General features: G+C 65.6%; 16 protein-coding genes. 8 read left to right on the forward strand and 8 right to left on the reverse strand.

From position 1 onward, the window contains the following. Position 1 precedes the first annotated feature (1 nt). The 8 genes from EDE08_RS17895 (at position 2) to EDE08_RS17930 (ending at position 9,182) form a co-directional block, all read left to right on the forward strand. The gene (locus EDE08_RS17895) at positions 2-1,036 is read left to right on the forward strand and encodes an ABC transporter permease (RefSeq protein WP_131870042.1); all 1,035 of its coding nucleotides are present in this window, start codon (positions 2-4) and stop codon (positions 1,034-1,036) included. After that, positions 1,033-1,881 (forward strand): ABC transporter permease, encoded by an 849-nt coding sequence (locus EDE08_RS17900; RefSeq protein WP_131870041.1) that lies wholly within the window; start codon positions 1,033-1,035, stop codon positions 1,879-1,881. Before EDE08_RS17895 ends, EDE08_RS17900 begins: the two co-directional genes overlap by 4 nt. Next, entirely contained in the window at positions 1,878-3,548 is a 1,671-nt protein-coding gene (gene nikE, locus EDE08_RS17905; protein WP_131870040.1) for a nickel ABC transporter ATP-binding protein NikE, read from the forward strand. Before EDE08_RS17900 ends, nikE begins: the two co-directional genes overlap by 4 nt. Before the next feature lie 140 nt (positions 3,549-3,688). After that, positions 3,689-5,290: an ABC transporter substrate-binding protein gene (locus EDE08_RS17910; RefSeq protein ID WP_131870039.1), complete on the forward strand. Its 1,602-nt coding sequence runs from the start codon at positions 3,689-3,691 to the stop codon at positions 5,288-5,290. Positions 5,291-5,307: 17 nt separating this feature from the next. After that, positions 5,308-6,249, forward strand: coding sequence for an ABC transporter permease (locus EDE08_RS17915; protein WP_131870038.1), 942 nt, complete (start codon positions 5,308-5,310; stop codon positions 6,247-6,249). Then, the gene (locus tag EDE08_RS17920) at positions 6,246-7,169 is read left to right on the forward strand and encodes an ABC transporter permease (protein WP_131870037.1); all 924 of its coding nucleotides are present in this window, start codon (positions 6,246-6,248) and stop codon (positions 7,167-7,169) included. The genes EDE08_RS17915 and EDE08_RS17920 overlap by 4 nt, the downstream gene beginning before the upstream one ends. A 43-nt stretch (positions 7,170-7,212) precedes the next feature. After that, entirely contained in the window at positions 7,213-8,193 is a 981-nt protein-coding gene (locus EDE08_RS17925) for an ABC transporter ATP-binding protein (RefSeq protein ID WP_165936004.1), read from the forward strand. Next, complete coding sequence (locus EDE08_RS17930) at positions 8,190-9,182, forward strand: ABC transporter ATP-binding protein (protein WP_131870035.1); 993 nt, start codon at positions 8,190-8,192, stop codon at positions 9,180-9,182. Before EDE08_RS17925 ends, EDE08_RS17930 begins: the two co-directional genes overlap by 4 nt. A 450-nt stretch (positions 9,183-9,632) precedes the next feature. On the opposite strand, the gene EDE08_RS17935 is transcribed toward EDE08_RS17930, so the two are convergent. The 8 genes from EDE08_RS17935 to EDE08_RS17970 form a co-directional block, all read right to left on the reverse strand. Further along, a complete protein-coding gene (locus EDE08_RS17935) occupies positions 9,633-9,920 on the reverse strand; it encodes a YciI family protein (protein WP_131870034.1) in 288 nt (95 codons plus the stop codon). Positions 9,921-9,994: 74 nt separating this feature from the next. Continuing rightward, positions 9,995-10,969 (reverse strand): sugar ABC transporter substrate-binding protein, encoded by a 975-nt coding sequence (locus EDE08_RS17940; protein WP_131870033.1) that lies wholly within the window; start codon positions 10,967-10,969, stop codon positions 9,995-9,997. Positions 10,970-11,011: 42 nt separating this feature from the next. Continuing rightward, complete coding sequence (locus EDE08_RS17945) at positions 11,012-11,989, reverse strand: ABC transporter permease (RefSeq protein ID WP_131870032.1); 978 nt, start codon at positions 11,987-11,989, stop codon at positions 11,012-11,014. Further along, a complete protein-coding gene (locus EDE08_RS17950) occupies positions 11,986-12,936 on the reverse strand; it encodes an ABC transporter permease (RefSeq protein WP_131870031.1) in 951 nt (316 codons plus the stop codon). The genes EDE08_RS17945 and EDE08_RS17950 overlap by 4 nt, the downstream gene beginning before the upstream one ends. Then, on the reverse strand, positions 12,929-14,452 hold the full coding sequence (locus EDE08_RS17955) for a sugar ABC transporter ATP-binding protein (RefSeq protein ID WP_131870030.1): 1,524 nt from the start codon (positions 14,450-14,452) through the stop codon (positions 12,929-12,931). The genes EDE08_RS17950 and EDE08_RS17955 overlap by 8 nt, the downstream gene beginning before the upstream one ends. Next, on the reverse strand, positions 14,449-15,843 hold the full coding sequence (locus EDE08_RS17960; RefSeq protein ID WP_131870029.1) for an FAD-linked oxidase C-terminal domain-containing protein: 1,395 nt from the start codon (positions 15,841-15,843) through the stop codon (positions 14,449-14,451). Before EDE08_RS17960 ends, EDE08_RS17955 begins: the two co-directional genes overlap by 4 nt. Positions 15,844-15,898: 55 nt before the next feature. Continuing rightward, positions 15,899-16,783, reverse strand: a complete 885-nt coding sequence (locus EDE08_RS17965; protein WP_131870028.1) for an intradiol ring-cleavage dioxygenase — start codon at positions 16,781-16,783, stop codon at positions 15,899-15,901. Between the two features lie 15 nt (positions 16,784-16,798). Further along, positions 16,799-17,701 (reverse strand): NAD(P)-dependent oxidoreductase, encoded by a 903-nt coding sequence (locus tag EDE08_RS17970; protein ID WP_131870027.1) that lies wholly within the window; start codon positions 17,699-17,701, stop codon positions 16,799-16,801. Between the last annotated feature and the right edge of the window lie 12 nt (positions 17,702-17,713).

Genomic DNA, 17,713 nt, shown 5'->3' on the forward strand with positions numbered 1-17,713 from the left:
AGTGAAGACCGGTCTTGGTGCAACGATAATGCGGGCGGGCAGGCGGCTGTTGTCGTCGTTGCCGGCGCTGTTCGGGGTGCTGGTCTTCACCTTCCTGCTGATGCGCGTCCTGCCCGGCGACCCCGCGGTGTTCTTCGCCTCGGGGCCCAATGCCGGCAAGGAGGAGATCGAGCAGATCCGCAAGCAGATGGGGCTCAACAAGTCGGTCCCGGAGCAGCTCGTGTTCTATCTCTCCGACATCGGCCACGGCAATCTCGGGCGCTCCATGATGACCGGGCAGCCGGTGCTGAAGGATCTGCGTGAGCGGCTGCCGGCGTCGCTGGAGCTCACTTTCACGGCGCTCCTGATCGCGCTGATCGCGGCGGTGCCGCTCGGCGTGGTCGCGGCCTTGCGGCCCGGATCGATTGTCGACCACGGCGTGCGCCTGTTCTGCGCGCTCGGCGTCTGCGTGCCGACCTTCGTGTCGGGCCTGCTCCTGATCTACGTCTTCTACTATCTGCTCGGGCTTGCGCCTGATCCGACCGGGCGGATCGACGTCTTCACCTCGCTGCCGCCGCAGCACACCGGTTTTCTCTCCATCGATTTCCTGCTCGCGGGCGATTTTGAGGGCTGGTGGGCGGCCTGCAAGCAGCTGGTTCTGCCGGCGGTGAGCATGGCCCTGTTCGTGATCGCGCCGCTGGCGCGGATCACGCGCGCGTCGATGCTGGTCTCGCTCGGCAGCGATTTCGTGCGCACCGCGCGCTCGGTCGGATTGTCCTGGTGCAAGGTGGTCGTGACCTACGCGCTGCGCAATGCAATCCTTCCCGTCATCACCATCGCCGGCATCGTGTTCTCGACCATGCTGGGCGCCAACGTGCTGGTGGAGAAGGTGTTCTCCTGGCCGGGCGTTGCCTCCTACGCTCTCGATGCGCTGCTGTCCTCCGACTATGCGCCGGTACAGGGCTTCGTGCTGCTGATGGCCAGCCTGTTCGTGCTGGTCAATCTCGTGGTCGATATCTGCTACGGCATCGCCGATCCCAGGGTGTCGATCGAATGACCAGTGCAACCCTTCGCCATTCGGTCTGGATCCTGCGCGGCAATCCGCTCACGGCCGTCGCTGCGGCCGGGGTGACGCTGTTCGTCCTGGTCGCGATCTTCGGACCGTGGATCGTGCCTTACGATCCCGTGGCCTCGAACGTGTCGGAGGCGTTGCAGCCGCCGAGCGCGACGCACATTGCCGGTACGGACCAGCTCGGGCGCGACGTGTTCAGCCGTCTCATCATCGCCGCGCGGCTCGACCTTGCCATCGCGGTCTCCGCGGTCGGAATCTCCTTCGTGATCGGGGCCGTCGTCGGCGCGTTCTGCGGCTATGCCGGCGGCCGGCTCGATCGCGCCGTCGGCCGTTTCGTCGACGTGATGATGGCGTTCCCGCTGTTCGTGCTGGCGATGGCGATGGTGGCTGCGCTCGGCAACCGGATCGAGAACATCGTGATCGCGACCGCGATCATCAATCTTCCCTTCTACATCCGCTTTGCACGGGCCGAGGTCAACGTCAGGCGCAATGTCGGCTGGGTCGAGGCCGCACGCGCCTGCGGCGAGAGTCATTTTTCCGTGGTGCTGCGCTTCCTGCTGCCGAACATCCTGCCGGCGATGGCGGTGCAGATCTCGCTCAATCTCGGCTGGGCGATTCTGAACGCGGCGGGCCTGTCCTTCATCGGCCTCGGCGTCAAGCCGCCGACGCCGGAATGGGGCATCATGGTCGCCGAGGGCGCCCGCTTCATCTCGACGGGGCGTTGGTGGCTGGTGGCCTTTCCGGGCCTTGCGCTGATGATGGCGGTGCTGTGCTTCAATCTCCTCGGCGACGGGATGCGGGACATTCTCGACCCCCGGATGCGCACATGAGCGAGGACTTGCTCAGGATCGACGACCTCCACGTCGCGTTCTCGACGCGGCGCGGAATGGTCGAGGCCGTGCGCGGCGTGACGCTGACCGTCAAGGCCGGCGAGATGCTCGGCCTCGTCGGCGAGAGCGGCTCGGGCAAGTCGGTCACCGGCTTTGCGACGACGCGGCTGCTCGATGCCGCCGGGCGCGTCACCGGGGGCAAGATCCTGTTTCGCGGGCAGGATGTCACCAAGCTCAGGGGCGATGACCTCCGGCAGCTCCAGGGCGCCGCGATGTCGATGATCTTCCAGAACCCGCGGGCGGCGCTCAATCCGATCCGCGCCATCGGCCTCCAGATCGCGGATGCGATCCTCACGCACAAGCGCATCTCGAAGGAGGCCGCGCGCGCCGAGGCGCTGGACCTGCTGCGCGCGGTCCAGATCCGCGATCCCGAGCAGCGGATGAACGCCTATCCGCACGAGCTCTCGGGCGGCATGTGCCAGCGCGTCATGATCGCGATTGCGATCTCCTGCAATCCCGCGCTGCTGATCGCCGACGAGCCGACGACCGGGCTCGACGTCACCACGCAGAAGGTGGTGATGGATCTCCTGGCGGACATTGCCGCCGCGCGAGGTATGGCGACGATCTTGATCACGCATGACCTCGGCCTCGCCGCGCGCTATTGCCGCCGCATTGCCGTGATGGAGCGTGGCCGCATCGTCGAGGAGGCGAGCCCGGGCAAGCTCTTCAGCGCGCCGCAGCACGCCTATACGAGGCGCCTGGTCGCGGCATCGCCGACGGCGACGTCACGGATCGAAGACCTCGTGACTGAGGAGGAGAGAGAGCGTTACAACGCCATTCTCGACAAACCACGGTCGGTGCTGCCACATGGCACGCCGCCGCTGCTGGAAGTGCGGAAGCTCGCAAAGCGCTTCGACCAGGGCTCCGCAGCGGTGGCCGACTTCTCGATGATCATGGCCGGCGGCGAGAGCGTCGGTCTGGTCGGCGAGTCCGGCTCCGGCAAGAGCACGACGTCGCGGATGATCTGTCGCCTGATCGACCCGAGCGAAGGCGACATCGTGTTCGACGGGCAATCGATCGGCCACGTGGCGTCGCGTGATTTTCACCGCTCGCCGCTCCGCAAAGACATCCAGATGGTCTTTCAGGATCCGAACGAGAGTCTCAACCCACGCTTCACGGCGTTCGATTGTATTGCCCATCCCTTGATGCGGCTCGACGGAATGCGCACGGGTGAGGCGCTGCGTCAGCGTGTGGAAGAATGCGCGCAACGCGTTGGACTGCCGCTTGATCTGCTGCCGCGGTTTCCGCATCAGCTCTCCGGCGGGCAGAAAGCCCGTGTCGGTATCGCCCGCGCCATCGCCTGCCGGCCGCGGCTCCTGGTGCTGGACGAGCCGACCGCCGCGCTGGACGTCTCGGTTCAGGCGGTGGTGCTGCAACTGCTCGACCGCCTGCGGCGCGAGAACGACATCGCGCTGCTGTTCGTCAGCCACGATCTCAACGTGGTGCGCATGCTCTGTGACCGCACCATCGTGCTGCGCAATGGCGGCATCGTCGAGCAGGGCGAAAGCCGGGCGCTGTTCGACAATCCGAAGACCGACTACACGCGGAAATTGGTCGAGGCGATCCCGCATATCGAGAGGGGACCTGCGCTGGCCGCCGTTCTTTGAAGTCTCGAGCCGTCAAAAGGGCGACGAGATCCCACTGCGACGGCGCATTTAGTGGCATACCATTTGCTTGCAAATGGGCTTGGCTTCACTTGCCCTTTGCCAATGAACAGCTGGCATCACGGCATCACTGGGAGAAATTCATGGATCGCAGGACCGTATTGAAGGGACTGGCCGGCGCGGGCGGTCTGGCATTGACCGGCCTCTCGGCCCCGGCGGTCGCCCAAGGCGCATCCGCTCGGACCTTGCGCTTCGTGCCTCAGGCCAATCTCGCCAATTTCGATCCGATCTGGGGTACGCAATATGTCGTGCGCAACGCCTCGGCGATGGTCTGGGACATGCTCTACGGCATCGACTCGTCGTTCACGCCTCAGCGGCAGATGGTCGAGTCCGAGGAAGTATCGGCTGACGGCAAGACCTGGACGTTCAAGCTGCGACCCGGATTGAAGTTCCACGATGGCGAGCCGGTGCGCAGCAAGGACGTCGTTGCGAGCCTTGCGCGTTGGACCGTGCGCGATCCGATGGGGCTGATGATCAAGGCGCTTCAGCAGGAGCTCACGGCGGTCGACGACCGCACCTTCAAATGGGTCCTCAAGGCGCCTTACCCGAAACTGCTCTACGCGCTGGGCAAGAATAATTCGCCCTGCGCCTTCATCATGCCGGAGCGCATCGCGCAGACCGACCCATTTAAGCAGATCACGGAATATGTCGGCTCGGGGCCGATGAAGTTCGTCAAAGGCGAGTGGGTTCCGGGCGCGAAGGCCGTGTTCGAGAAATTCGCCGACTATGCACCGCGCCAGGAGAAGTCGTCGTGGCTGGCGGGCGGCAAGCAGATCCTGGTCGATCGCATCGAGTGGGTGGTGATGCCGGATCCGGCCACCGCGGCCGCGGCGCTGCAGAACGGCGAGATCGACTGGTGGGAGAATCCGATCGCGGACCTCGTACCCGTGTTGAAGAAGAACAAGAACATCAGCGTCGATATCGGCGATCCACTCGGCAATATCGGCGCGTTCCGCATGAACTTCCTGTATCCGCCATTCAACGACGTCAAGGCGCGGCGCGCCGTGCTGATGGCGATGAGCCAGGAAGACTACATGCGCGCGATCGTCGGCGACGACACCGCACTCTGGAAGCCGCTGCCCGGCTTCTTCACGCCGGGTACACCGCTCTATACGGAGATGGGCGGCGATATCCTGAAGGGCAAGCGCGACTTTGACGCGGCCAAGAAATTGCTCGCGGAGAGCGGCTATTCGGGGCAGCCGATCACGTGCCTGGTCGCGCAGGACCAGCCGATCACCAAGGCGCAGGGCGACGTGACCGCGGACCTGCTGAAGAAGCTCGGCATGAACGTCGACTTCGTGGCGACCGATTGGGGTACCGTCGGCGCCCGCCGCGCACTGAAGACGCCGCCGGGACAGGGCGGCTGGCACATGTTCCACACCTGGCATGCGGGCGCGGACTGCGTCAATCCGGGGCCCTACAATGCCATCCGCGCCAACGGCGACAAGGCCTGGTTCGGCTGGCCCACGAGCGCCGATACTGAAAAGGAGGTTGCCGCATGGTTCGAGGCCAAAAACCTCGACGAGGAAAAGACGACGATCGCCCGCCTCAACAAGGCAGCGCTCGATGACGTCGTCTTCGCGCCAACCGGCTTCTTCCTGAGCTACACCGCGTGGCGCAAGAACGTCTCCGGCATCACCAAGGGGCCGCTGCCGTTCTTCTGGGGCGTGTCGAAGTCTGCATGATCGTACGCTGAGGCCAGATGCTCTCCTACATCCTCCGTCGCATCGTCGCGACCTTGCCAGTCATGGCGATCGTCGCGCTGTTCGTGTTCAGCCTGCTCTACATCGCGCCGGGTGATCCGGCCGTGGTGATCGCAGGCGACCAGGCGAGTCCGGAGGATGTGGAGCGCATCCGGCAGAGCCTCGGCCTCGACCGTCCGTTCCTGGTCCAGTTCGGAGGCTGGGTCTGGCGCATCCTGCACGGCGATCTCGGCACCTCGATCTTCACCAATCTGCCGGTCTCGGCGATGATCGGACAGCGTCTCGGACCGACGCTGTCGCTGATGTTCGTCACCCTGCTGCTCACGATCGTGGTGGCGGTGCCGCTCGGCGTGGTGGCGGCATGGAAGGCCGGCAGCCTGATCGACCGCGTCATCATGGGCTTTGCCGTGTTCGGATTCTCGCTGCCCGTGTTCGTGGTCGGTTACATGCTCGCCTACGTCTTCGCGCTGGAGCTCGAATGGCTGCCGGTGCAGGGCTATACGCCGCTCGCGCAGGGCTTCTGGCCGTGGCTCGAGAACCTGATCCTGCCGGCGATCGCGCTCGGCTGCGTCTATATCGCGCTGGTCGCACGCATCACGCGGGCAGCCATGCTCGAAGTGCTGCAGCAGGACTATGTCCGCACCGCCAAGGCCAAGGGACTCGGGCAGGGCGGCATCCTGTTCATTCATGCGCTGAAGAACGCGGCGGTGCCGATCGTGACCGTGATCGGGATCGGCATCGCGCTCCTGATCGGCGGCGCGGTCGTGACCGAAAGCGTGTTCGCGATCCCCGGCCTCGGCCGCCTCACCATCGATGCGATCCTGCGCCGCGATTATCCGGTGATTCAGGGCATCGTGCTGCTGTTCAGCTTCGTCTACGTCCTCGTCAATCTGATGATCGACGTCGTCTACACGCTCGTTGACCCGAGGATCCGCTATTGACCGATACCACCGTCAATCCGCAATCGCTTCCGGCCGGCCTCGTCGTCGCGCCGCAGCTGCCCGAGATCCTGCGGCCGGTCACGATCCGGCGCGGCCTCGTCGGCCTCCTGCGCGGCCATCCGACGGTCGCGATCGGCGGCGCGCTGCTGCTGACGCTTGTGCTGATCGCGGTCTTCGCGCCTTATCTCGGCACGGTCGACCCGACCGCGCTCGCGCCCGCCAAGCGCACCCGGGCGCCGTCGGCCGATTTCTGGTTCGGCACCGACGTGCTCGGCCGCGACATCTATTCCCGCGTGCTGTTTGGCGCGCGCGTCTCGCTCACGGTCGGCCTGTCTGTCGCGATCTTCGCATCTGCGGCGGGTCTCGCCATCGGCATGATTTCCGGATTCATCCGCTGGGCCGACGGCATCCTGATGCGGTTCATGGATGGCCTGATGTCGATCCCGCCGATCCTGCTCGCGATCGCGCTGATGGCGCTGACGCGCGGCAGCGTCGGCAACGTCATCCTGGCGATCACCGTTGCCGAAATCCCGCGCGTCTCGCGCCTCGTCCGCAGTGTGGTGCTGTCGCTTCGCGAGCAACCCTATGTGGATGCGGCCGTGGCCTGCGGCACGCGTTCTCCAATGATCATCCTCCGCCATATCCTGCCCAATACGGTCGCGCCGATGCTGGTGCAGGCGACCTATATCTGCGCCAGCGCCATGATCACGGAGGCGATCCTGTCCTTCATCGGTGCCGGAACGCCGCCGACCATTCCGTCCTGGGGCAACATCATGGCTGAGGGCCGCGCGCTGTGGCAGGTGAAGCCCTACATCGTGTTCTTCCCGGCGGCGTTCCTGTCGGTCACCGTTCTCGCCGTGAATTTGCTCGGCGACGGCCTTCGCGATGCGCTCGACCCGCGCATGGCCAAGAGTCTTTGATGTTGTCTTTGATGTTGCCTGTGATGGATCGAGGCTGATCGCGATGGCTTTGCTCGAAGTCGAGAACCTCCAGACCCATTTCCGCACACCGGGCGGTATCAATCGCGCGGTCGACGGGGTGTCCTTCCATGTCAACGAGGGCGAGACCCTCGCCATCGTCGGCGAGTCCGGCTGCGGCAAGTCGGTGACCTCGATGTCCTTGATGCGGCTGATCCCGGGCCGGATCGCAGGCAGCATTCGCTTCGCAGGCAGGGACCTGCTGAAGTTGTCCGATCGCGAGATGCGCGCGATCCGCGGCAACGACATCTCGATGATCTTCCAGGAGCCGATGACCAGCCTCAATCCGGTCCTGACCGTCGGCCGCCAGATCCGCGAGACCTTGATGATCCATCAGGGCCTCGACAAGCAGGCGGCGGAGGCGCACGCGATCGAGATGCTGACGCTGGTCGGCATTCCCGAGCCGAAACGCCGCGTGCGCGAATATCCGCATCAGCTGTCCGGCGGCATGCGTCAGCGCGTCATGATCGCCATCGCGCTCGCCTGCAATCCGAAGCTGCTCATTGCGGACGAGCCGACAACCGCGCTCGACGTCACGATCCAGGCGCAGATCCTGAAGCTGATGCTCGATCTGAAGCACCGCGTGGGTGCTGCGATCATCCTCATCACCCACGATCTCGGCGTCGTCGCCGAGATCGCCGAGCGTGTCATGGTGATGTATGCCGGCCGCAAGGTCGAGGAGGCGCCGGTCGCGGAGTTGTTCCGTTCGCCGCGTCATCCCTATACACAGGGTTTGCTTGGCGCGGTGCCGCGGCTCGGCTCCTCGCTGACGGGCACGGCAAGACGGCTTGCGGAAATTCCCGGGCAGGTGCCGGATCTCCGCAAGCCGATCACCGGCTGCGTCTTCGCCGGCCGCTGTGCGCTCGCGACCGATCTGTGCCGGCAATATGCGCCGGGGCTGGAGGAGAAGGGCCCCCGCCACGTCGCCGCCTGTCATTACGCCGCCAAGGGAGCCATCGCGGCATGAGTCCTCCGCTGCTCCAGGTCAACGACCTCAAGAAGCACTTTCCGGTCAAGACCGGCCTGTTCGGACGCAAGTCCGAATTCGTCTATGCAGTCGACGGCGTGTCGTTCGAGATCGCGCGGGGCGAGACCCTGTCGCTGGTCGGGGAGTCCGGCTGCGGCAAATCGACGGTCGGCCGCGCCATCCTGCGGCTGTTCGAGATCACCTCGGGCCAGGTCATCCTCGACGGCCAGCGGATCGACGATGCCACACCAGGCACGATGCGCCAGATGCGTCGCCGCGTGCAGGTGGTGTTCCAGGATCCGTTCTCGAGCCTCAATCCGCGCATGCGCGTGCGCGACATCCTGGCCGAGCCGATCCGCAATTTCGGCCTCGCCAAATCCGCGGAAGACCTCGAGGTGCGCGTCACATCGCTGATGGACACCGTACGCCTGCCGCGCGAGGCGTTGAACCGCAGGCCGCACGAATTCTCCGGCGGCCAGCGCCAGCGCATCGGCATTGCCCGCGCGCTCGCGGCCGAGCCCGAGCTGATCGTGTGCGACGAGGCGGTTTCCGCGCTCGACGTCTCGGTCAAGGCGCAGATCGTCAATCTGCTGCAGGATCTCCAGAGCGAGTTCGGCCTCGCGCTGCTGTTCATCAGCCACGATCTTGCGATCGTCGAGCACATGACCCATCGCGTTGCGGTCATGTATCTCGGCAAGATCGTGGAAGTGGCGCCGCGCCGGGAGATCTTTGCCGCGCCAAGGCATCCCTACACCAAGGCGCTGCTCTCGGCCGTGCCGCTGCCGGAGCCCGGGGCACAGCGCAATCCCATCATTCTCAAGGGCGACGTGCCGAGCCCGATCAATCCGCCCAGCGGATGCCGCTTCCACACCCGCTGCCCCTTCGTCTTCGACCGCTGCCGGACAGAAGAGCCGATGCTGCGCGCGGCCGGGGCCGAGCAGTGGGTAGCGTGCCACCTGGAAGAGGCTGCGCCGGCCATGAGCAGCTGAAGGGACCTGAATCCAGTTCGCGTCGAGCTAGTCGCGCCAACGCTTGGGATCGCCTGTGGCCATCCTTCGAGACGCCCGCCGTTGGCAGGCCCTCAGGATGAGGACCGAGTGCGTTGCTCTAGTTTCAACGAGCACCGATGCCGCTTAGCCTCATCCTGAGGGCCCGCCGGAGGCGGGCGTCTCGAAGGACGAGGCGCGCGCTCAGCTCGCGCAAAGCACCATATGCGATTGCTCTGACGGAGGACGGGACTGACATCGGGTGATGATTGCATTATGCTCCTGTTTTGCCCGACGAGTCAAAATCACCGCCGATCCGAGTCAAAATCACGCCGATCCGGGGCGGTATCGGCCTCGGATGCGAGGCCGCGCGATGCATCGGAAATTCGTAAGCGAAAACAAGCCCCGCTCTACTGTGCATGGGGTTGTTTTCGCACTTTGTCGTGGCGGGCCTCAGCCCTGCCGGCGCAGGAAGCCGGTGATCGTCACCTTGTCCCAGATCCCGGCCGCGGCAAAGGGATCTGCGCGATTGAAGGCCTCGACCTCGGCCCGGCCGGGCGCCTCGATCAGGAACAGGCTGCCGATCATGGTCTGGCCGTCGTCGGCCACCAGCGGCCCCGACATCACGATCTTGACCCCGAAGCGCGAGGTATCGCTCAGGAACGCCTTGTGGGCGTCGTAATTGGCAAGGCGCGTCGGGAGCGCCCCGGCGCGGTCGAGCGCGTGAATGGCGAACAGCATGGTGTCTCCGTGTCTTGCTTCGGTATTGGGACGGCCACAGCAGCGGCCGTCCGGGTTCGCAGTGATCGGTCAGTTTACTTCGCGCTGAGCTTGCCGGCTTCCTCGAAGGTGGGGCATTTGCGCTGCTCCAGCGGCACGTCGAACGGCTGGTAATTGTCCTTGGTGATCACGGTCGGCTTCAGCACGATCTCCGCGATGACGGGCTCATTGCGCAAGGAGCGGATCGCCATCATGGTGCCGAGGCAGCCTTGCGCAAAGCCGTTGTAGTCGCCGCTCGCCAGCAGCTTGCCGGATTTGATCGCGTCGATCGCCTCCTTGGTGCCGTTGATGCCGATCACCTGGGCCTTGCGGTTGGCGCCGTCGAGCGCCTCGATCGCGCCGACCGCCATGGCGTCGTTGGCGGCGAGCACGCCGTCGATCTGCGGGTTCGACTGCATCAGGTTCTCCATCACCTGGAGCGCCTGGAGCCGCTGATAGTTGCCGGGCTGGGAGGCCAGCAGCTTGGCGCCCGGATTCTCCTTCAGCGCGTCGTTGAAGCCGCGGACGCGGTCGACATTGGTCAGCGAGCCCTTGACGCCCTCGATGATGACGATGTTGCCCTTGCCGCCCAGCGTCTTCAGCAGGAAGCGCGCGGTCTCCAGCCCGAGGCTGTAGTCGTCGGCGCCGACGAAGGACAGGAACTTGCCGCCGGCTGAGCGGTCGGTGATGTTGACGACCGGGATCTTGGCCTCGTTGATCTTCTCGACGCCGGGCACCATCGCCTTGTAGTCGACCGGCGTGAAGACGATCGCGCTCGGCTTCTTCACCACGACGTCCTCGATCTGGCTGAGCTGTTCGGGGATCGAGTCCGGCTTGGTCGGGATGTACTGCAACGTCTTCGCGTTCAGCACCTTCGCCATGTTGTCGGCGCCGACCCGCACCGTCTGAAAGAACGGGTTGGTCTGGTTCTTGGTGAAGACGGCGATGGTCTCGCCGTCGGCGCGTGCCCCGGTGGTGAACGCGGTCGCCATCAGCAGCGGCAGCGTCAGATAGCCAAGTTTCTGTTTCATGTTGCCTCCATCCCTTGTTTTGCTTGTTGGAACTTCAAGAACTCATTGCGCGCGGCGGCGGGTCTTCATGTCGAGCCAGACCGCGAGAATGACGATGACGCCGGTGACGAGCGGCTGCCAGTTGGCGCTGACCGAGAGCAGGTTCATGCCGTTCAGCACCAGGGTGAGGATCAGCGCGCCGATGAAGGTGCCGAACACGGTGCCGACGCCGCCGAACAGCGAGGTGCCGCCGATCAGCACGGCCGCGATCGCCGGCAGCGTCAGGCTCTCGCCGATATCGGCCTCGGCCGAATTGAGCCGCGACAGGAAGATGATCGAGGCGAGCCCCGCCATGGTGCCCGAGACCGCATAGACCAGCAGCAAGCGCCGCGCGACCGGGATGCCTGAGAGCCGCGCCGCGACCGGATTGGCGCCGATCGCATAGATCTCCTGGCCCCAGATCGTGCGCTGCGCGAAGAACGTCCCGATCCCGAGGAAGACCAGCAGCAGATAGACCGGGATGGGCAGGCCGAACAGATAGCCGCTGCCGATCTGACGGAAGCCGGCCGGGAAGCCGTGCAGGGTCTCGCCCGCCATGTACCAGTAGGTGAGGCCGTTCAGCACCCAGAGCATGCCGTAGGTGGCGATGAAGGAGGGGATGCGGAGCGCGGTGACCATGATGCCGTTGAGGAGGCCGACGAGGCCGCCGCAGGCAAGCCCGGTGAGGATGCCGAGCGTCGGCGAGCCGGTCGTGTGGATCACGGTCCCGGCGATGCAGGCCGACAGCGCGACATTGGCCCCGACGGAGAGATCGAGGCCTGCGGTCAGCACCACCAGCGTCAGGCCGGAGGCGATGAAGAAGGTCAGGCTCGCCTGCCTGAGCACGTTGAGGATGTTGCCGAGGCTCAGGAAGGAATCGCTGAGCACGGCGAGCACCGCGCAGATCAGGAGCGCCGCGAGCAGGCGGTAGAACACCTGGATCGCGTCCTGCGAGAGGAACGAGCGGGGCGGCGCCATGGCCTCCTTGGTGATGTCGGTCATGCGCGGCTCCTGAGGCCGTCGAGGAACAGGGCAACGATGACGAGGATGCCGACGCTTGCGACCTGCACAGAGGACGGCAGCGAGATCAGGTTCAGCCCGTTGCGCAACACGCCGACGGAGAGGACGCCGAGCAGCGTGCCGAGCAGCCAGCCATTGCCGCGCTCGAATGAGGTGCCGCCGACGGCGACGGCCGCGATGGCATCGAATTCCAGGCCGAGGCCGGCGGTGGGGTGACCGGAGTTCATCCGCGCGGTCATCAAGAGACCGGCGATGCCGGCCATGGCGCCGCCGATCGCGTAGACGGCGATCAGGAGCCGGTTCGGCGAGAGACCGGCATAGCGCAGCGCCTCGCGGTTGCCGCCGAGGGCGAAGATGTAGGTGCCGAACCTCGTATGATAGAGCAGCACGTGGAAGACCGCGTAGGTCACGAGCGCCATCACGATCGGAACGGGGACTCCCAGAAGCGTCGCCGAGTAGATGTCGCGCACGCTGTGGGGGATGCCCACCACGCTCTGGCCGTCGCTGACGATCAGCGACAGTCCCTGCGCCATGCCGAGCGTGCCAAGGGTCGCGACGAAGGGCGGGATGCCGACGATCGCAACCAGCCAGCCGTTGGCAAGGCCGAAGGCGGTGCCGACCAGCAGGCCGGCGCCGAGGCCCAGCAACATCGATTTGGTTGCGAGCGAAACGATCGCGACGCAGAGCGAGGTCAGCGTCAGCACCGCGCCCATCGACAGATCCAGCCCCTCCGTCATGATGATCAAGGTCATCGGCAACGCGAGCATCGTCAGGATGGTCGACTGCACCAGCACGTTGGAGAGGTTGGCGACCGACAGGAAGCCGGGCGCGATCACGCTGAATAGCGCGATCAGCAGCACCAGCACCATGGCAACGCCGGGAATGCGCTGCAGCGGATTGGGTTGAGCGACGACCGCGGCCTCACGCATGATGCATCCCCAATCGCACGATGTTCTCCTCGGTCAATTCGTTGCGCGTCAGGTGTCCGGCGATGCGGCCCTCGCGCATGACATAGGCGCGGTCGCAGACATGGCAGATCTCGACCTGCTCGGACGAGATCATCAACGCCGCCGCGCCGTCCGCGACGAGGCGGTCGATCAGCGCGAAGATCTCGGACTTGGCGCCGATGTCGATGCCGCGCGTCGGCTCGTCGAAGATGAAGAGCTTCGAGCCGGCGGCCAGCCACTTGCCGATCACGACCTTCTGTTGGTTGCCGCCCGACAGAAGTCCGACGGTCTGGCGTGCGCTCGGGGTTGCGATGCGCAGCTGGCGGATCAGGCCGTCCGCGGTGCGCTGGGCCCTGCGCTGGTCGAACAGTCCGCTCGGAAACAGCTTTCGCAGCGCCGACACCACCAGATTATCGCTGACCGAGCGCAGCAGCGCGAGGCCCTCGCTCTTGCGGCTCTCCGGGATCAGGGCGATGCCGCGGCGGGCGGCAAGGTCCGGCTCGCCGGAAATGCTCTTGCCGTCGAAGACGATCTCGCCCGACGTCACGGGATCGGCGCCGAAGATGGCGCGCGCCACCTCGCTGCGGCCGGATCCGACCAGGCCGCACAGCCCGACGATCTCGCCGCGGCGCACCTCGATGTTGATGTCGGTGATTCCGGTCGGCGCGGACAGGCCCTTGACCTCGAGCAGCACCTCGCCGGGCTTGTCGGCAAAATGGCGCGGATAGGTCATGTCGACGTTTCGACCGACCATCATGCGCACCAGCTGGTCCGGTGTGACGTCGGCCGGCCTGACGCCGTCGATGCGGCGGCCGTCGCGCAGCACCGTGATGCGATCGCCGAGCGCGAACACTTCGGCCATGCGGTGCGAGATGTAGACGATGGACACGCCGTCGGCCTTCAGCCGCGCGATCAGCGCGAACAGCAGCTCGGTCTCTCGGTCCGACAGCGCCGCGGTCGGCTCGTCCATGACCAGGATGCGGGCGTTCTGGCTGATCGCTTTCGCGATCTCGACCATCTGCTGCTGCGCCACGCCGAGCTTGTCGACGGTGGTGGAGGGATCGATGTCGAAGCCGATCGTGGCGAGCACGCGCCTCGCATCGGCCAGGATCTTGCGGCGGTCGATGGTGCCGGGAATGCGGCCCCTCGGCTCGCGTCCCAGGAAGATGTTCTGGGCGATGTCGAGATGGGGGACCAGCGAGAACTCCTGGAAGATCACGGCAATGCCGAGCTTCTGCGCGTCCGCGGTGGAGTTGATTGCGACCGTCTCGCCCTTGTAATAGAACTCGCCGGCATCGGCGCGATAGGCGCCGCAGAGCACCTTCATCAGGCTCGACTTGCCGGCGCCGTTCTCGCCGAGCAGCATGTGGACTTCGCCGGGATGGATGGCAAAGGACACGTCGTCCAGCGCCTTGACGCCGGGAAACTCCTTGCTGATGCCGCGCAGCTCCAGCAGCGGCGTCGGCGAAGTGACCTCGATCGGAAGTGCGTCGCTCATATCTTGGCTCCGCTCGCAAAGATCTTTCCGGGGTTCATCAATCCATCAGGGTCAAGCGCGGTTTTGATTTGCCGCATCACGTCGACGGCTTCGCCGAGCTCATCGGAGAGATAGCCGATCTTGCCGAGCCCGATGCCGTGCTCGCCGGTGCAGGTGCCGTCCATGGCAATGGCGCGGGCGACCATGCGGGCCTGCAGCGCCTTGGCGCCTTCGGTCTCTTCTGGTTTTGTCGGGTCGATCAGGATCAGCATGTGGAAATTGCCGTCGCCGACATGGCCGACGATCGGCGCGATAAAGCCGTGCTCGTCCGCGTCGCGCCGCGTCTCGGTGAGGCATTCCGCCAGCCGCGAGATCGGCACGCAGACATCCGTGATCACCGCGCGTGCGCCGGGGCGCAGGCCGAGGCCGGCATAGAGCGTGTTGTCGCGGGCGTGCCAGAGCCGGCTGCGATCTTCCGGCGCCTTCGCCCAGGCAAAGCCATGGCCGCCATGATCGGCGGCGATGGCCTGCGCGGCTTCCGCCTGTTCGGCCACGGAGTTCTCGGAGCCGTGGAATTCAAAGAACAGCGTGGGCGCTTCGCGATAACCGAGCTTGGCATAGGCGTTGATGCCGCGCATCATGACGTCGTCGAGCAGCTCGATGCGCGCGACGGGGATCGCGGACTGGATCACCGAGATCGCGGTATCGACGGCATCGTGCAGGGTGTCGAAGCTGCAGACCGCGGCCGAGATGGCCTGCGGCACCGGATGCACCTTCAGCGTGATCTCGGTGATGACGCCGAGCGTGCCTTCGGCGCCGACGAACATGCGCGTCAGATCATAGCCGGCGGCCGACTTGCGCGCGCGCCGGGCGGTTCGGATCACGCGGCCATCGGCCAGCACGACCTCGAGCGCCATGACGTTGTCCTTCATGGTGCCGTAGCGCACGGCCATGGTGCCGGAGGCGCGCGTCGAGGTCATGCCGCCGATCGAGGCGTCGGCGCCGGGGTCGATCGGGAAGAACAGGCCGGTATTGCGCAACTCCGCATTGAGCTGCTTGCGCGTGATGCCGGGCTGGACCACCACATCCATGTCGCTGTCGTGGACTGCGAGAACATTGTTCATGCGTGCGAAGTCGAAGCAGACGCCACCGGCGACCGCGGCCGCGTTGCCTTCGAGCGAGGTGCCGGCGCCGAACGGAACGATCGGCATGCCCGCGCCGGCGCAGAGCTTGACGATGTCCGCGACCTCCCGCGTGGTCTCGGGGAAGACGACGATATCGGGCGGCAGGCTCCGGTAATGCGACTCGCTCTGCCCGTGCTGATCGAGCACGCCGCGCGCAACGCTCGCGCGCGGGCCGATCATGCCGGTGAGGCGCTCGGCCAATATGCCCGTGCTGACCCGCGGTCCCATCCTTAAGCTCCCGTCTGCTCCCTGCTGCCGGACTCTTGTTGGTCCGTAGCCCAGCTTAAGCGGCTCGCGCGTTGCTCGCGACCTGCTTTAGGCCGAAATCGTAGTTGAGATGAAAATACTCGGTGTCCACCATGCGACCATCCGGCGCACGGCCGGCGGGATGACGGACGAATTCACGGATCAGGCTGTCCTTGACGCCGAACACCACGTCGCTGTCGAGATACTGGTCGCCGGCAACGAACACGTGTGTCACGAGCTGCTCGAAACCGGGCGCTGAGATCATGAAGTGCACATGGGCCGGGCGCCAGGGATGACGTCCCTGAACCTCCAGCATCTCGCCGACCGGGCCGTCATGCGGAATCGGATAGGCCGCCGGCTTGATCGACCAGAAATGGAAGCGGCCGTTGGCGTCGGTGTGGAAGCGGGCGCGCATCGCGAGATCGCCGATGGCGTCGAGTTGCTGCACGTCATAATAGCCGTCATCGTCGGAATGCCATACGTCCACGATGGCACCCGCAAGCGGCCTTCCGTCGACGGTCGAGACCGAACCAGTGACGAGCATCGGATCGCCGTCCATCGGACCCGAAATGTCGGCGCCGCTGTCCTTTTCCGGCGCGGCCTGGACGAAGAACGGCCCGAGCACCGTGGTCTCGGTGGCGCCTTCCGGCACCGGATGGTTGATGGCGTCGACCAGCATGGAGACGCCGAGCGTGTCGGAGAGCAGGATGAACTCCTGGCGCTTGTCGTCGCACATGTGCCCGGTGCGGGTCAGGAAGTCGATGCCGTACTCCCACTCCTTCTGGGTGGGCCGCACCTCGCGGACGAAGGCGTGAAGGTGGCGCACCAGCGCTTCGCTGACCTGCTTGATCCGCGGGTTGGTTGCGCCGGCGATCCGCTCCAGCACCGCATCCGTGATCGTGTTTTCGTTGAAGTTGCGCATGGGTGCCTCCGTTGATCAGAGCTTCGGCTCGCCGAGGCCGGACAGCCGTTCGAGATGCTTGACCGTCGCGATGAAGTCGGTGTCGCCGTCGCCCTGCGCCACCAGCGAGCCATAGGTCTCGCGCACCTGCGCCGCGAGTTGAAGCGGCACGCCGACGGCGTGCCCGGCGCCGAGGATGAGGTCGAGATCCTTGGCCATCTGCCTGCAGGAGAAGGTGGACTCGAAGTCGCGAGTCCGCAGCGGCGCGGTCTTGTACTTCACCATCGGCGAGGCAACCGCACTGTCGTCGAGCACCTTCAGGATGTCCTGCCAGGCGATGCCGCCCTTGCGCGCAAGCGCCAGGCTCTCCGCCATCATCGCGGCCGACACTGCGATCATCAGGTTGACGGACAGTTTTGCGTAGCGGGCTTCCTCGGCCGGCCCCAGATAGGTCTGCGTGCGGGTAAAGGCCGCGAACAGCGGCTTTGCGTTCTCGAAGGCCTGCTTCGGCCCCGAGACGAAGCAGGTCAGCGCGCCGGTGTGGACGATGCTGGCATTGCCGGAGACCGGCGAACGGAGATAGGAGATACCGCGCGCCTGCGCCGCGGCGGCAACTTCGGTCGAGGCCTCGACGCTCACGGTGCTGGTCTCGATCAAGACAGCGTCGGGCGCCGTCGCGGCGATGAGGCCGGAGGGGCCGAGCAGAGCGCCGCGTAACGCCGCGTCATCGGGCAGGGACGTGACAACGGTCGGCTTGCCGCTCACGGCGGCGGCCGGCGAAGCGGCAACCGATACGCCGAGTGCGCGTGCCTCGTCGAGCCGTGCGGCACTCTGATCGAAAGCAGTCACGGCATACCCGGCCTTGATAACGAGCGCCGACATCGGCAGACCCATCTTGCCGATCCCGATGAAGGCAACATTCCTTGAAGCGTCAGTCATTGTTCTTGTCCA

Source organism: Bradyrhizobium sp. R2.2-H, from assembly GCF_004346455.1.
GTDB classification, from domain to species: Bacteria; Pseudomonadota; Alphaproteobacteria; order Rhizobiales; family Xanthobacteraceae; genus Bradyrhizobium; species Bradyrhizobium diversitatis.

Excerpts from the sequence above, each read along its gene's own strand:
- EDE08_RS17900 (WP_131870041.1), top strand. The coding sequence starts at position 1,033 with ATGACCAGTGCAACCCTTCGCCATTCGGTCTGGATCCTGCGCGGCAAT.
- nikE (WP_131870040.1), top strand. The coding sequence starts at position 1,878 with ATGAGCGAGGACTTGCTCAGGATCGACGACCTCCACGTCGCGTTCTCG.
- EDE08_RS17910 (WP_131870039.1), top strand. The coding sequence starts at position 3,689 with ATGGATCGCAGGACCGTATTGAAGGGACTGGCCGGCGCGGGCGGTCTG.
- EDE08_RS17915 (WP_131870038.1), top strand. The coding sequence starts at position 5,308 with ATGCTCTCCTACATCCTCCGTCGCATCGTCGCGACCTTGCCAGTCATG.
- EDE08_RS17925 (WP_165936004.1), top strand. The coding sequence starts at position 7,213 with ATGGCTTTGCTCGAAGTCGAGAACCTCCAGACCCATTTCCGCACACCG.
- EDE08_RS17930 (WP_131870035.1), top strand. The coding sequence starts at position 8,190 with ATGAGTCCTCCGCTGCTCCAGGTCAACGACCTCAAGAAGCACTTTCCG.
- EDE08_RS17935 (WP_131870034.1), bottom strand. The coding sequence starts at position 9,920 with ATGCTGTTCGCCATTCACGCGCTCGACCGCGCCGGGGCGCTCCCGACG.
- EDE08_RS17940 (WP_131870033.1), bottom strand. The coding sequence starts at position 10,969 with ATGAAACAGAAACTTGGCTATCTGACGCTGCCGCTGCTGATGGCGACC.
- EDE08_RS17945 (WP_131870032.1), bottom strand. The coding sequence starts at position 11,989 with ATGACCGACATCACCAAGGAGGCCATGGCGCCGCCCCGCTCGTTCCTC.
- EDE08_RS17950 (WP_131870031.1), bottom strand. The coding sequence starts at position 12,936 with ATGCGTGAGGCCGCGGTCGTCGCTCAACCCAATCCGCTGCAGCGCATT.
- EDE08_RS17955 (WP_131870030.1), bottom strand. The coding sequence starts at position 14,452 with ATGAGCGACGCACTTCCGATCGAGGTCACTTCGCCGACGCCGCTGCTG.
- EDE08_RS17960 (WP_131870029.1), bottom strand. The coding sequence starts at position 15,843 with ATGGGACCGCGGGTCAGCACGGGCATATTGGCCGAGCGCCTCACCGGC.
- EDE08_RS17965 (WP_131870028.1), bottom strand. The coding sequence starts at position 16,783 with ATGCGCAACTTCAACGAAAACACGATCACGGATGCGGTGCTGGAGCGG.
- EDE08_RS17970 (WP_131870027.1), bottom strand. The coding sequence starts at position 17,701 with ATGACTGACGCTTCAAGGAATGTTGCCTTCATCGGGATCGGCAAGATG.